Origin of the sequence: Spirosoma endbachense, assembly GCF_010233585.1 — a bacterium.
GTDB classification, from domain to species: Bacteria; Bacteroidota; Bacteroidia; order Cytophagales; family Spirosomataceae; genus Spirosoma; species Spirosoma endbachense.
In genome coordinates this window covers 5,470,686-5,484,809 of the sequence record NZ_CP045997.1, presented here as the reverse complement: position 1 = coordinate 5,484,809, position 14,124 = coordinate 5,470,686, and the positions used below count along the sequence as shown (strand labels likewise).

General features: G+C 46.6%; 12 protein-coding genes. 8 read left to right on the top strand and 4 right to left on the bottom strand.

The genetic code is table 11. The features are described from left to right. Positions 1–454: 454 nt before the first annotated feature. Positions 455–1,237, bottom strand: coding sequence for a class I SAM-dependent methyltransferase (locus GJR95_RS22075; protein ID WP_162387917.1), 783 nt, complete (start codon positions 1,235–1,237; stop codon positions 455–457). A 314-nt stretch (positions 1,238–1,551) separates the two neighbouring features. Here GJR95_RS22075 and GJR95_RS22070 point away from each other — a divergent pair, with 314 nt between their 5' ends. The 5 genes from GJR95_RS22070 to GJR95_RS22050 all read left to right on the top strand — a co-directional run bounded on the left by GJR95_RS22070 (position 1,552) and on the right by GJR95_RS22050 (position 7,358). Next, positions 1,552–2,946: a GWxTD domain-containing protein gene (locus tag GJR95_RS22070; protein ID WP_162387916.1), complete on the top strand. Its 1,395-nt coding sequence runs from the start codon at positions 1,552–1,554 to the stop codon at positions 2,944–2,946. Further along, positions 2,919–3,746: a 23S rRNA (guanosine(2251)-2'-O)-methyltransferase RlmB gene (gene rlmB / locus GJR95_RS22065; RefSeq protein ID WP_162387915.1), complete on the top strand. Its 828-nt coding sequence runs from the start codon at positions 2,919–2,921 to the stop codon at positions 3,744–3,746. Before GJR95_RS22070 ends, rlmB begins: the two co-directional genes overlap by 28 nt. A gap of 534 nt (positions 3,747–4,280) precedes the next feature. Further along, positions 4,281–4,760 carry a T9SS type A sorting domain-containing protein gene (locus GJR95_RS22060; RefSeq protein ID WP_162387914.1) on the top strand — a complete coding sequence of 160 codons (480 nt, stop codon included), beginning with the start codon at positions 4,281–4,283 and terminating at the stop codon, positions 4,758–4,760. 15 nt (positions 4,761–4,775) lie between these two features. Further along, positions 4,776–6,395, top strand: a complete 1,620-nt coding sequence (locus GJR95_RS22055; protein ID WP_162387913.1) for a tail fiber domain-containing protein — start codon at positions 4,776–4,778, stop codon at positions 6,393–6,395. A 192-nt stretch (positions 6,396–6,587) separates the two neighbouring features. After that, positions 6,588–7,358: a hypothetical protein gene (locus GJR95_RS22050; protein WP_162387912.1), complete on the top strand. Its 771-nt coding sequence runs from the start codon at positions 6,588–6,590 to the stop codon at positions 7,356–7,358. An 83-nt stretch (positions 7,359–7,441) separates the two neighbouring features. Here the strand turns inward: GJR95_RS22050 and GJR95_RS22045 are convergent, their stop codons facing one another. After that, the gene (locus GJR95_RS22045) at positions 7,442–7,822 is read right to left on the bottom strand and encodes a c-type cytochrome (RefSeq protein WP_162387911.1); all 381 of its coding nucleotides are present in this window, start codon (positions 7,820–7,822) and stop codon (positions 7,442–7,444) included. Positions 7,823–7,997: 175 nt separating this feature from the next. Here GJR95_RS22045 and GJR95_RS22040 point away from each other — a divergent pair, with 175 nt between their 5' ends. Next, positions 7,998–8,738, top strand: a complete 741-nt coding sequence (locus tag GJR95_RS22040; RefSeq protein ID WP_162387910.1) for a class I SAM-dependent methyltransferase — start codon at positions 7,998–8,000, stop codon at positions 8,736–8,738. Between the two features lie 56 nt (positions 8,739–8,794). Here the strand turns inward: GJR95_RS22040 and GJR95_RS22035 are convergent, their stop codons facing one another. Beyond that, the gene (locus GJR95_RS22035) at positions 8,795–11,368 is read right to left on the bottom strand and encodes a DUF5686 family protein (RefSeq protein WP_162387909.1); all 2,574 of its coding nucleotides are present in this window, start codon (positions 11,366–11,368) and stop codon (positions 8,795–8,797) included. Between the two features lie 121 nt (positions 11,369–11,489). Then, positions 11,490–12,029 carry a bifunctional pyr operon transcriptional regulator/uracil phosphoribosyltransferase PyrR gene (pyrR, locus tag GJR95_RS22030; RefSeq protein ID WP_162387908.1) on the bottom strand — a complete coding sequence of 180 codons (540 nt, stop codon included), beginning with the start codon at positions 12,027–12,029 and terminating at the stop codon, positions 11,490–11,492. A gap of 105 nt (positions 12,030–12,134) precedes the next feature. Between pyrR and pth the strand changes: the two genes are divergently transcribed. Then, positions 12,135–12,698 (top strand): aminoacyl-tRNA hydrolase, encoded by a 564-nt coding sequence (gene pth, locus GJR95_RS22025; RefSeq protein WP_162387907.1) that lies wholly within the window; start codon positions 12,135–12,137, stop codon positions 12,696–12,698. Between the two features lie 241 nt (positions 12,699–12,939). Next, positions 12,940–13,380 carry a hypothetical protein gene (locus tag GJR95_RS22020; protein WP_162387906.1) on the top strand — a complete coding sequence of 147 codons (441 nt, stop codon included), beginning with the start codon at positions 12,940–12,942 and terminating at the stop codon, positions 13,378–13,380. The last annotated feature ends 744 nt before the right edge of the window (positions 13,381–14,124 follow it).

Here is a 14,124-nt window from a genome sequence, read left to right as displayed (position 1 = left end):
AGTAAAGGTATGTACTCAGAGCCCTGTCGTGAGGCTTATCGGCTTCGCTCACGCTAAATAAAGCGGTTTTCCAACGCTGAATACCCTCATCAGGCCAAGATTTCCTGAGTTAAAGCCCTACCTGTACGCACCTGGCCATTGGCCAACAAGTCTCAGAAAAAAAATGCCTAGTGCTCTTCTAATATCTATTTTATACGGAATAGTCATGAATGGGGTTGATACAAACCTATAAGCCGGGCCGCCGATGCGGTTTTTGAAACCTTATAGGTTTAAATTGGCTGTAAACGACCGAAAAAATAGATGAGTGAAAGTAGCCGCCATGAATAGCCTGCCCAGATTGAGTTCTTGTCAAACAACAGCCTGATGTATTGACTCATATCCTATAAAAGGACTTCGTGAGTCAATACTTCAGGCTGTTTAGCTAGAGCTGTAAAACCGAAAAACGGCTCGTTTTTTACTTCGTTGCGATATAAAAGAAGTCGAGACTTCCGGCAGGGTCTGTACTGACGAGATAATCAGTATAGTTGATTTCGGCCGCAATACCGTCGGCTTTGAGGAGCCGGTTACGGTTTAGCCGATTCATCAGGTCGTAAGGAACCTGCAAAAGCCGACGCGGTAATTTGTATTGTAAATTAAAAATATCGAAACGAGTCAGTTTTTTTACGGATGCTTTATTCTGCTCATAATAGGTCATTACTTTGCCGTTTCCGTGAACGCCCTTGGCATCGACTTTTGGAAAGTATCGACCAATGAGATTTCTTAATCCATCCGCGTAATATTCCCGAATATGCCAGGGATTGCGGGTCAGCGAGAACGTTTTATTGACGGTTGTCAGCAGCAGCTTACCGCCGGGTTTCAGAACGCGATGGGCCTCCCGGATAAACAAATCGTCATTTTCGATATGTTCAATTACCTGAAACGTTACAATGTAATCGAACGTATTGTCAGGAAGCGGTAGGCCATTAGCGCCCGTGAGGGGCGGAATATTGGCAGCGATAAATGTTGAGGATGGATATTCTGCACTAAGCGCAGCGATCAGCTCCGTATTTTTATCGATACCCGTGTAGTGATCAGCGGCATTGGTAAGCAATTCAAGACCCCGGCCCCAGCCACAACCGATTTCGAGCACTTTACCGCTCACTAGGGTAGCCGCTTCAACGTACGGGAACAACAATCGCTGGTGAACCGGATTGTCGGATGCGATTTCGGCGGAGGTAATTTCGGTGGTTTTGTACATATCGTTTCAGGACACTGGACTGGAATTGGGGGCATCAGGCTGTTCGATAACTAGTAAATCCAGTATCTAATGTCTTCTATCCAACGTCTTTGTTTGCAATTCAATCGACAAAATTAGTCTTTTGTAGTGAAGTAAAGAAAAATGAACGGTCTCCGTAACCCAAACGCTGCTATTTTTTCGTTATTAACGACAGGCTTTTTGCTTTACGCTATATAAGATGCCAATCGAACGATTTCGAGCCATTCTATAGCGGGCAGTAAAAAGCCCTTATCTCAAGAATTTTCTATCCGAAACACGCAAGATTATTATTGTTTATGCGTATTCTGTCTGCTTTACTGCTTATTACATTTCTGTCGGCCTGCTCAACCAGTAAAAAAACGCAGCAAGACCGGGCAACTGCTGCATATGAGGCTCGTACTGAAGCCCGTCGCAATTCGACTCAGGGGGATTCCCGTCCGGCAGCACCAGCCACCGCTGCACCGGTTAAAATAAACGATGGTCCGGCCACTACACCTGGTACAACTCCAAACTCGGGGCCCAAACAGGTTGGTGAGTGGGTCGTTACATCCATTAAAGGGAAATTTCTGGCTACCGATACAACGGCCGTTCAGGTCTTCATGAACCTGACCGCAAAGACGCCCAAAGGTGAGCCTGTTTTAAATCCGACTGATTTTATTGAGCATTTTCAGATCGCTTATGTCATGTATCCCGACTACAACAACCGCGAACGGTTAGGGTATGGGAATATTCAGCTGACGACACAAAACGTTAGTGTCGAAGGCGATTATCTGACGCTCACATTTGAGGTAAAACGGCCAAAAGAGGCAGCTAACGCTGTTTTGTTAACGGAAATTACGGAAACCAATACCGGCACAAAAGCGCGTAATGACCTATCATTACGCTTTAAAGCAGCTAAGCTAAGCGACCGGTTCTCGCTATTTGATAAAACCGGCAAGAAACCGCAATTACGGAATTACGCCAACGTTGGCGATACTATTATTATTCGTGATGTAAACGGTACCAGCAAACCACTGTTCGGTTTCCGCTACCGCCATGACTTCGACGCAGCTTCGTCGCCGATGAATACTTCAGCGAAACCAACTCCTAAATCATTAACTGTCGATTCAAGCCTGACCATCACCACAAACCAACCGTTTATCATTCCCCGCGAAGGTCTTTATTATTTTGTGGAAGATACAACGGCCGAGTCGGGCATTGGTCTTGTTGTAGCCGATAAACGCTTTCCGAAAATGACTCGCCCCGAAAAGCTCATTAAGCCGGTGCTGTATATGAGTACCAGCACCGAGATTGGGGAACTCAACCAGGCTCAGGATACAAAAAAAGCGTTTGATCGCTACTGGCTAAGTCTGATGTCGGGCAATGAGGAGGTAGCCCGGAAAACACTTAAAGCGTATTTCGATCGCGTTGAAGAAGCGAACCGACTATTTACGAGTTATAAAGAAGGCTGGAAGACCGATAAAGGTATGATTTACATCGTACTGGGTGCGCCCGATCGTGTGCAACGGAACCGCGAGCGCGAAGTATGGGTTTACAATCGCCGGGCTAACGTCTCGGAAGTTAATTTTACCTTTACGAAGAAACCGAATCAATTTGTCGAGGATCATTACGAACTGGTGCGCTACATTGAGTATCAGCCGATTTGGTACCCGATTGTCGAAGCATGGAGAACCGGCGCAATCCGCGAGTAAATCGCCCGAATCATACCCGAAATAACAATTCAAGACCTCAATTCCGCCCGGAGCCTGACGAAATGGTGTTCGGCATTCAGTCTGTGATCGAGACACTCAAGTCCGATCAGCAGATTGATAAACTATACATGGAAAAGGGATTAAGTAATCCTGACATCCAGAATCTGGCCTTTCAAAAACGAGTTACCATCCAGCGTGTTCCCGTCGAACGGCTTGACCGGCTGACCCGAAAAAACCACCAGGGTGTCGTTTGCCTTATCTCTCAGGTTCAGTACGTTAAATTGTCTAATGTCATTGCCGATGTCTATGAGCGGGGCGAAACGCCCTTTTTTCTACTTCTCGACCGGATTACCGACGTTCGGAACTTTGGTGCTATCGCACGAACGGCCGAGTGTACGGGTATTCAATGCATTGTGATTCCTGGTCGCGGAGCAGCAGCAATCAACTCCGATGCCATGAAAACGTCATCGGGTGCGCTTAACCACATTTCTGTCTGTCGCGAGCCAGAGCTATCGGAGACCGTAAAATATTTGCAGGAATCGGGCATTACGGTAGTCGCTTGTACGGAAAAATCGAGTCGCGATCTTTATGAACGCAGTACCGATTTAACGGGCCCGTTAGCGATCATTATGGGATCAGAAGAAGACGGCATCTCGCCCGAACTGTTGCGCATGGCCGATAATCATGTCAAAATTCCCCTCCTGGGTGCAGTTGGTTCGCTGAATGTATCGGTGGCAACTGGCGTGGTCCTGTATGAAGCCGTTCGGCAACGAAGCCTGATTGTGGCTGCTAACGAGTAATTAGGGCTAACCGTCAAGCTACCTTACGCATTCCCTCAACTTCTGTCTGATACAACTGACTAATCAGTAATTCTCACCCCGCTATGTCGACATGGCGGGGTTATTCGTATGCCTGAAGTAGCCCAATCAATACGTTTCGGCCATTAATCAAATTTTAATTCAATATACTGACTATCATTTAGTTATCGGTAATTCGTATTTATAGTTATGCAATAGTTTTGTATAGACAGAGGAGTCACTCAGAGCCGAGCGACACCCCTGATAGCGTTCCGATTGTTTTTGGAATCGTGCCAAGCCGACGATAGTAGGTTCTGGATATACATTTTGAAAATTCGGATTAAAATTACTCGGTCAGCGTGCGGCAGAAGGTTTGTCAACGATTGGCGTCGAATAATTAAACTGCTGAAAAAAATCAAAGAATTACCTGTACATGCTGTTGCCTATTAAAAGCACATAACTTCTCGGACAACTCAAAACGATTCATTTGGCGAGAAGTAAGCTAGCAGACTATACGTGTTCTTAACGCTTACGCCTATGTATCGCTTTGGTCTCAAATTCCTGTTCCTTTTAGGCTTTGCTAACGCCATTCAGGCACAAAGTCTTAGCCCTCAACTGATTGCTTCAGCGGGTGGATTTGCGTCTGTAAGTACCAATAGTCTTGCATTCACCGTAGGGCAGCCCATAGCCACCATGCTCTCCGGAGCGAATGGTTCGCTGTCACAGGGTTTCCAGCAGTCGTTTAAGGCCAACGTCGTCAATGTGATAACGGCTATTGCCCCCTTGCCTGTTTTAGCATTACGCATCTTCCCTAATCCGACCCGCGCCTATCTCCAGATTGAGGGCGAGGCTGCAATACTAACCCTAACGGATGTGCTGGGCCGCCCCCGATGGCAGGGCCGCAGTGATGGCAAACCGCTATTGATCGACCTGCATGATTTCGCTGATGGCGTATATCTGCTGCATGTCCAGACGTCCCAGATTAACCAGTCTACCCGAATTGTATTACAACGCTAACCACACTATTCTGCTATGAAAACCATTACTTTTTGTTCGTTCTGGCTGCTTCTAACAGTAGTTGCCCAGGCACAGCCACCTCAGGGCTTCAGCTATCAGGCTGTCGCTCGAAATGCCACTGGTGATGTACTGGTAAGCAAAGCCATCAAAGTCCGGCTGTCGATCATTGATGGTACGCCCACCGGCACTGTTCAGTACACTGAGTCGCAGGAAGCTTCAACCAACGCCTTTGGTCTGTTTACGCTCACAATAGGCGCAGGAAACGCAGAAAAAGGAGCTTTTAAGGACATTACCTGGAACAGCGGTCTCAAGTTTCTGGGCGTTGATGTGGCCTTTGATGGCTCCACGAATTACCAGAATATGGGCGTTAGTCAGTTGCAAAGTGTTCCCTTTGCCCTGTACGCCGTAAATAGTGGCACTCCTGGCCCCGCCGGTCCCAAAGGTGATGCGGGTACACAGGGGGTTAAAGGCGACGCAGGTGCAATAGGTCCGGCAGGGCCTAAAGGAGATGTTGGTCCTCAAGGTGCCAAAGGAGATGCTGGCCCTCAGGGCGTAAAGGGTGATCCGGGCCCTACTGGACCTGCCGGACCCCAAGGCACCAAAGGGGATGCAGGCGTTGCCGGGCCACAGGGGCCTAAAGGCGATGCATCACCCTGGGTTGGAGCCAATGGAATTTTTACTACATCTGCGACTCTGGGTATTGGAACCAGTTCACCGAAAGCCCCGCTGCATGTGGCAGGATCAGCTCTGTATAATTTTACAACATCCGCCCGGTTTTTCAACTACAACACAGCCTCAACTGTGCTTGCCTCAGGAAGTGGTTATCGTATGGGACTGTTTGTTGAAAATGATGTCGTTACCAACAACACCCTTGTTTCAACGCAAACAGTTACTACTTCAGATGCACGTATTAAAAACATTGTCGGTTCGTCAAATAAACAACGGGACTTAGAAACGCTCCGTCAGATTGACGTGACCAACTATACCTTCAAAGATGTTGTAAAACAGGGAAACGGCCCGCAGAAGAAAGTAATTGCTCAGCAAGTAGAGCGTGTTTATCCGCAAGCTGTTCAGAAACGAACTGATTTTATACCCGATATTTACGCGGTAGCCAGAGTCGATGCTTTGCCTTCAGGTTTCGTGCTAAAACTTGAAAAAACGCATGGATTAAAAGTAGGGGATAAAGTAAAACTGGTTCATGCTCAGAGCGGTGAATTCATGGAAGAAGTCAGGCAAATTATTGATGAAAAAACCTTCTGTATTTCGGGTAGTGGGATCGAATCGACGGATAAACTCTTTGTATATGGCCGTGAAGTCGACGATTTTCGGGTGGTCGATTATGATGCCCTCTCGATGCTAAACATAAGTGCCACACAAGCCTTGTTGCAGCGCATGGAACAGGCCGAAAAGGAAAATAAAACGTTGCAGCAGGAAATTCGCCAACTCGCTTCCCGACTGACCCGGCTCGAAGGGAATCAGAGTGCAGTCAATGCCTTTAGCCGGTGGCACCCAAATCGTACTCAGTCTAATACGATCCAGAAGAGGAACATTAGCAGGTCTACAGCTTTACGGACAGTCACTAACAATCAGCCTGGATCAACTAAAAATCGAGAGGCCCACAAACGCGTTTTATGAATAAGTCTCAGGCTCTATTCACGCTTAAAATGCCTCATCTGCATCCATAGGCTTTAATCAAATTTTAACACAACCACCTGTTTATCATTTAGTTATCGGCAACTTGTAGTTCATATTATGAGGTAGCTTTGTCTATAGTTACGCTTACATCAGGAAACAATTCCTTGCTCTTCAGGCGTAACGGAACAGGCTATGAAACGTATGTATAGTGCGGTCAGATGGCCGCTTGGCTTTATCCTGATTGGGTTCATTTGGTTAGACGGTTGCAAAAAAAGCGATGATCCTGGTGCCCAGGGATCTACGAATACGCTCTGCAAGGAAGTAACTATAAAAGCAACTCTTCTTGACCTAAACTATAAATTCACCTTCGATGATCAGCTCCGAATTGTGGGAATCACCGTTACCGATGACGGACAAACAGAGACAAGGACATATACGTATGGTAGCGACGGAAAGCTTATCGATCCGTCGGGTGATATTAGTACGGACTATAAAAATGGGTTATTAGACTTTGTGATTCTGGATGGCGCACTGTTTGAATTTAATCCTGCCGGGCAATTAACAGGTGCAAGAATTACCACCGATGATAATGATGTCCTTCTTTACAGTTACTCGTATGATGCCAATGGCGACCCCGTCTCAATAAAGGGTGTGATAACCGACTCCGACGGGCATACAGAAAGCGACAACTATGTACTGGATTACCTGGCGGATAAATTAAATGGATTGCCCTGGAGCCAACAGCCTCAATTTGCCTGGTTGTCTCCGGTTTTCACGGCCGTTCCACTTACCAGTAAGCATTTGCTCAATAAGTGGGTGCGCAACTGGACAGCCGCCGGAAAATCGTTTACGTTCACCCAACAATACACCTACACTTTCGATGCGCAGGGTCGTACGACGCAGTTTGTCCACACTGGCAATCCGAAGAATTTTTTTACGATCACCTACGCTCAGTGTCAATAAGGTCACCTTATCTATTTTTTGGATAGGACGATCACGTATCAGGCAAAAAAAGCACCGGGTTTCAGACCGGTGCTTTTTTTGTGTTAGGCTTTCTTACTTTTCCCTTTGCCGCCTTTTTTAGCGGGGGTCTTGTCGAGTGAATTGATCCATGTAGCCAGCTTCAGCGCATCTTCTTTAGGAACCTGCGTCATCGGAGCCATGGGTGGGTAACCCGGCCAGTGGCTCGGTACAGGCGTGTAGATCAGTTTAACGATTTCCTCGTTAGAATACTTCTTCTTAGCTACATCTACGTAGGCAGGGCCAACCAGTTTTTGATTAGGGCGATGGCAGGCAATACACGTATATTTGCTCATCAGGGCATTCATATCCGCTGGAATGTCAGCGGTCGGAGCCTGAGCATTGACATCGAATGAAGCCAGGGCCAGGGCAGCCGCAGCAAAGAGAAATCCAAACGATTTTTTCATGAGAATCGGGTAAGCGATAAATGAACGGAACAAATTGATAACCGGCTATAGACCAACCCCGCAAAAATAGACGGTTCCTGGTTATAACCCAATTTTGCTTCGGTTTTTCCTACTAAACCAATCCTTGGACAATTGTTCTCGAAAAACGTTTAAAATTTGTTAAAACAAAATTAGTATGATGCCCATTGACCGCTTTTCGGGACATGCCAATCTATATGCCCAGTTTCGAATCGATTATCCTCAGGATCTCTATGATTTTGTGCTCTCATCTGTTGGCGATCGGCATCTGGCCTGGGATTGTGCAACCGGGAACGGGCAGGTAGCGGGTGTATTGGCTGATTTTTTTGAGCAGGTAGAAGCAACAGACATCAGCGAAACGCAATTAGTGCTGGCCGTGAAGAAGCCGAATATCCATTACCAGCTTAGCCAGGCCGAACAAACGCCCTTTGCCGATCAGTCCTTCGACCTCATCACCGTAGCCCAGGCATTGCACTGGTTTTCGGTCGATACGTTTCATCAGGAGGTTCGGCGCGTTTCTAAACCCGGCGCGACACTCGCCGAATGGGGATACGGTCTGGTTAAACTCGGCCCTGACCTTGACCCAATCTTACTTGATTTCTACCGGAATCGTATTGGCCCCTACTGGGACCCGCAGCGGGTTCATATCGATAATTCGTATGCAACCCTTCCCTTCCCCTTTGCAAATGCGCAACACAAAGAATTTATAATCGATCGAAAGTGGTCGCTGGATCGTTTCCTGAACTACCTGCGAACATGGTCGGCCGTACGGCAGTATATTCACGAAAATGAAGAAGATCCTGTAACCGATTTTGGCGAGCAGTTGAAGCCGATCTGGGGTGAAGCCGAACGGGATGTTACGTTCCCCGTGTTTTTACGAATAGGCCGGGTCAATTGACACCTAAGAAAATAAGCTGTGTTTCGCGAATGTCGGCGCGAACACAGCTTATTCCATTAAAAATTAAACGAAGCGGAAGCCTTTAAAGCAAATGGGCTGATGGGTATTCCATTCGGGCCTCCATTGAGGTAAGTTAGTCGGTGAATGGCCTGAATACGGATCAGTTTAAAAATATTATCGATTCCGTAGCCAACTTCCAGATATGGTTTAGCGCCATCGAGCGTGCCAAAATGAATGGGCTTCATACCGCCCGGCAGCGGCTTAAATGACTCAACATCCTGATTTTCCTTCGATTGACTTCCCCATAGCGCATCGATATTGGCTACCAATCGCCAGTTGAGCTTCCGAATTCCCGGCAACCGGTTAAACAGTAATCCTTCAAACTTATGCTGGATATGAATGGCAACAAATCGATCGCTCACGAATTCATAAAACTGCATCCGGTTGAAGGTATTGTTCGTTAGCAGCGGTGTAGGGTTGCCAATATGAGGAAACAGGAGCGGTGCAGGCAGCGTTGAGGGCGTAAAACCAGCCGACAGTAAATACGTCATCCGGCCAAGTGGCCCAAGCCGCAGTGATTGCTGCGCCCGCAGGGTGAGTCGATCATAATTAAAATCGCCCCCTAAGGATTTAAGGCCTTTCGTATATCGAATCGTTAGAACAGGAGCCCGTTTTGTTCCCAGTGTAATACGGTCATTCCCATCCATAATGTACTTTTCTTTTCGGGCCAACCGGGCTTCAATCGACCAGAACGCATCGAAAATAGTAGATTTTAGGGGCGACAGGTCACCCATATCGGGATCAATGCGGTAATGAAACGGGAAAATAGGATCAAACGTCCGACTACCCAATGTAGCAGTCAGTAAGATACCCCGAACAGGTTCGGTGCGAAAGAACAACTCTTTCTGCATACTCCGGTAAGCACCCCGATAGCGGCCAAATCGGCTCAGTGCATAGAAGATTCGATTTCCACCGATTAGTTCGGGTGTTAGCCCTAAACGCTCCAGGTCGTTGGCAACCTTAACGCCCGCCAATGTCCAGTGTTGACGCGAAAAGAGATAATTGACTTCCCCACCGTACTTAAACTGGCGATCGTAGGTACCATAGGCGAGGTAAGCCCGAAAAATCCAGTTACGGCTAAAGTCATCGTTTGTTTTGAACCCAATTCTTGTCCGCAATCCCTCAACGGTGTTAATAGCAAACAGATATGGATAAGGTCCTAAATCGATGCCGCCGAGTTTATAAAATCCAGTCACGAGAACCTGGCCGATCCCTTCGGCGGTTTTCACAGCTGGTACCGCTCTGAGTTTATCGATTATCTCGCGGGCTTTCAGATCGTCTTTATTGAGCGAATCAGCACCGGCAAGGGTCCCCTGTACGGCATGCCAGTAGGCCTCATTGGCAGTCGCTACCGTATCGCTCGGCTCAATAGGCTGCTCATAGAACAACATGGGATGCGGCTTATTGACGACTATGTTGCTGCTCCGTAGAGTCACCTCGGCCCGCAAACCAAGCGATTGCTTCCCCACGCCCGTCAAATCGGCCAGCAGTCGAATTTTAGTAGGCAACCAGCCAGCCATACCCGACGAACCCGTTGTGGTATCCATTGTTGGCTCCAGTTCCTGCTCAATGGTCAGTTTACGAACATAGTTCAGGTTAGCCCCGTTTCCAATGTGTGTTTCAATCTGGCATAATGCAAACGTCGTTGTGTCGATCCAGGCCTTACCTGTAAACACAAGATCTTCGGGCCGCTTCGGGTCAAACTGAATTTCATAGCAGATATGATCACCAATCTGTGTGGTGTCGGCCAGAAAAAACTCGTACCAGTTTTTCCAGTTATCGCCAATGGGCGAAGCAAAATCCTTCCCTAAAATTGGAATATAGTTGTCATAGAAATTCTGGCTGACCAGATTAGTACCACCCAGTAATTGCGAACTCAGTCCGGCATCATCGACGGCCACCCCTTTAATCCGGGTTTTACGCACGTCCTCGCGTTTACGTTGAGGACTATCCCGGTAGTAATAACGCGATACGGACTCCGAAACTAAAATCGGCAGTAATCGATGCCCTTCGCTATCGATGATGGAGTCATGTTTGCTCAGCGATTCGTTAATCCGCTTGATCAACGGATTTCGGCGCATTCGGTCCGAAACATGGCTGAGAGCAACCTGTGTTTTAACGTAATTATCACTTTCGTAGGCCAGCAGCCGCTTCCGATCGTTGATGCCGCGATTTTTGCGCACCTGCCGCAAAACGCGAAACGCCGGATTTTCGCCAGCACGGACGGTTACTTCCTGAAGCGAGGCACCACCCGATATCAGTTTGATGTCAACAGCCTGCGTTGTTCGTTCGCGATCAATAAATTGGCGCTGGGTAACGTAACCAAGAGAGCTAACAGCGATCGAATCGGTTAGGATCTTAGCGCTTATTGTATATCGACCCCGTTCGTCGGTTAGCGATCCAACCCGACGGCCCACAAGAGCGACGCTGGCAAACGGCACAGGATCGCCCGTACGGGCATCTGTAACCAGTCCGGTAACGGTATAAACGGTCTGCGCGCTGGCCTCTTTATGGTTACTGGCAAGTATAAAGCAGAAGAAAAGTATAAGTAGTTTCTGTAGAGGTTTCATTACGTATAATTACGGACAGCGAAATTACAAAAATCCCGCCAATCCGGAGCATACATATTGTTCAAATGTCATAAATAAGTAGCTAAGTGTCAAAAGCTTGTTATTAACTGGATACAGCGATTCAGCCCACCAGCCAAATCCGATCCGCATCGGCCCCTTGCTCAGTCCACTCGACCAATACACGTTGCGATTCAAGCGTATTTACACGTTTACCGGTATAGTCGGGTTTGATCGGTAAATCGCGGTTATAGCGCCGGTCGATCAGAACCAATAGTTCTACTTTTCGGGGCCTTCCAAACGCGGTCATCGCATCAAGGGCAGCCCGTACCATTCGGCCTGTTGCCAGTACATCATCGACCAGAATCACGCGTTTATCTTCAATAATAAAGGGCACATGGGTTGCATTAGGCTGCAATGGCGAATCGCGCCGACGGAAATCATCCCGGTAAAAAGTTGCATCCAGATAACCGAGTGGTACAGTAAAACCCAGTGTCCGGTTCAGCTCTCGTCCGACGCGTTCGGCAAAATAGATACCTCGTGGCTGCATCCCCAAAATAACAGTATCGGCAAAATCCTGGTGATTTTCGATTAGTTGCTGCGCCAGTCGGCTGATCACGATTTCGAGCAGCGGACTGGAAAGAATCAGGCGTTGTTGGTTCATGGAGTAAAAATAGTCTTCAGTTAGCAGTCATCAGTCGTTCCTCACTGGTTTTAGCTCACTATTTTTGTGGGCGTTATACTATAGAAGCCTACGGGTTATTAACGAATGACTAAATTTTTGATCGTTGGCCTTGGCAACATTGGCCCTGAATATGCACTAACCCGGCATAATGCTGGCTTTATGGTTCTGGACCGGATGGCCGCCCAACATGGTTTTGACTTTACAATGACTCGCCTGGCCTATACGGCCAAATGGCAACACAAAGGAAAACAAATCTTTTTCGTAAAGCCGACAACCTACATGAACCTAAGTGGGCGGGCGTTACTCTACTACATGAAACAGGAAAATATTCCGGTCGAGAATATTCTTGTTGTGACTGATGATAAAGATCTGCCTTTTGGCAAGCTGCGACTGAAACCTAAAGGTTCGCCGGGGGGCCACAATGGATTGCGAAATATTGATGAGGTACTGACTACCCAGGAATACGCCCGCTTACGGGTAGGAATAGGCAATAGTTTCTCTAAAGGAAAGCAGGTTGACTTCGTATTGGGGCAGTTTCCTGAAGACGAAATGATTCAATTACCCGACTATTTGGACCGTGCTGGCAATGCAGTGCTTGCTTTTTGTACTATGGGAATACAATTTGCTATGAACAATTACAACCAATAGTATAAATTTTTAAAGAATTTTGCATTTTTTCAAAAGAATATTTTCTATATATTAAGCACCAAAACATACAAATATAATTTTGTATTGAGTAGATTTAAATAGTCAATATCAATAAATTAAAAATTAAACGATAGTAAATTCGGAATATTATTCCGAATCGACCCCTATACATGTTTTGCACTTTCAGAACTTCTACGGACATTTGTGCGTTGATTAATTGAAACGAAAATAGAACAAAACAATGAAATCGCGTGTTATCTTTGCGTCGTTGATTCTTGGATTAGGATTGATGACATCTCAGGCAGACGCGGCTACCACCACCAACACTGATGATAGCCCGGCAGCCACCAAGCCGGCAAGTGCCCTGCTTGTTAATGGTTCGGAAAAGCAATTTGCTTCTTATTACGAACAACACATTACCAAGTCGGTGCGCAACACCAATTGGAAAAATTTTATGAGCGTTATCTCGCTTTACAACCAAAGCCCGGCCGCTGTGCTGAATCTCAGCCCCGCCGACCGTGCTAAGTTTAACGAAGCAGCCGCTCAAGTCAATACTCAACTGGTTAAGCAAAACAATGCTGAAGCCAGTCGCTGGATGAACCAGGCCAACCATACGGCCCGGATGATCAACTTCCTCTGGAACGCGAATCAGTCTCTTAGCGAAAACTCTGACGTTCAGTAAGTTAAATTAAATACTGAATTCGTCGAGTATTTGGAACAGAAAAGGGTAAAAGTTAGTTTTTCATGTAGAAAAGGTTAAGGGTTTAGGAATAGTCAGTATAAGGTTCTCTGCTAAGATCAGGGAACCTTATCTTTTTTTATAGCCTACAGAGATTTTGGTTATGCTGTTGTCGTATAATTTTTGTGTTCAAGCCGCGATTGCAAGATGACCTTCCAGCCCAAGTGGCGCCAGTCGAAATCGCTTCTCCATATATCCTATCTGATTAAATCAGATTTAAACCGGGTAGAGTACATTTTGGTAAATATGCGAACAGCGCTGTATATTACTGGCAAATAACAAAAAAGCCATACGCCAAGCTGAGCATGACTTTCGCGTTTTCTTAACCTAACTTAAAGTTGCAGAATAATCCGCAATAGTCAGGACGCCAATCCGGCTATTGCGGTTATTTGTTAATCCTCTCTCTCCATTTATTTCTTCAGGATTAGTACAGGTTAGTACCTGCTACTTCATCTCTGTTTGTATCTATCTGCTTTTCAGCCAGGGCGCTAAAGCTCCTACCGTGCATACTGAAAAACCAGCCTTCTTTCAGTCCAGGTCGCCAACTATTCAAGTTCTTAGTTAAAACTAGAAGTTGCCAGATTAACTACATAATTCTCCAATACTATCTTTCTGTACGATCGCCTAGCTCTATTATACACAACGAACCATTAATTCATTAAAAAATATTCTCACATTAAAGGGATA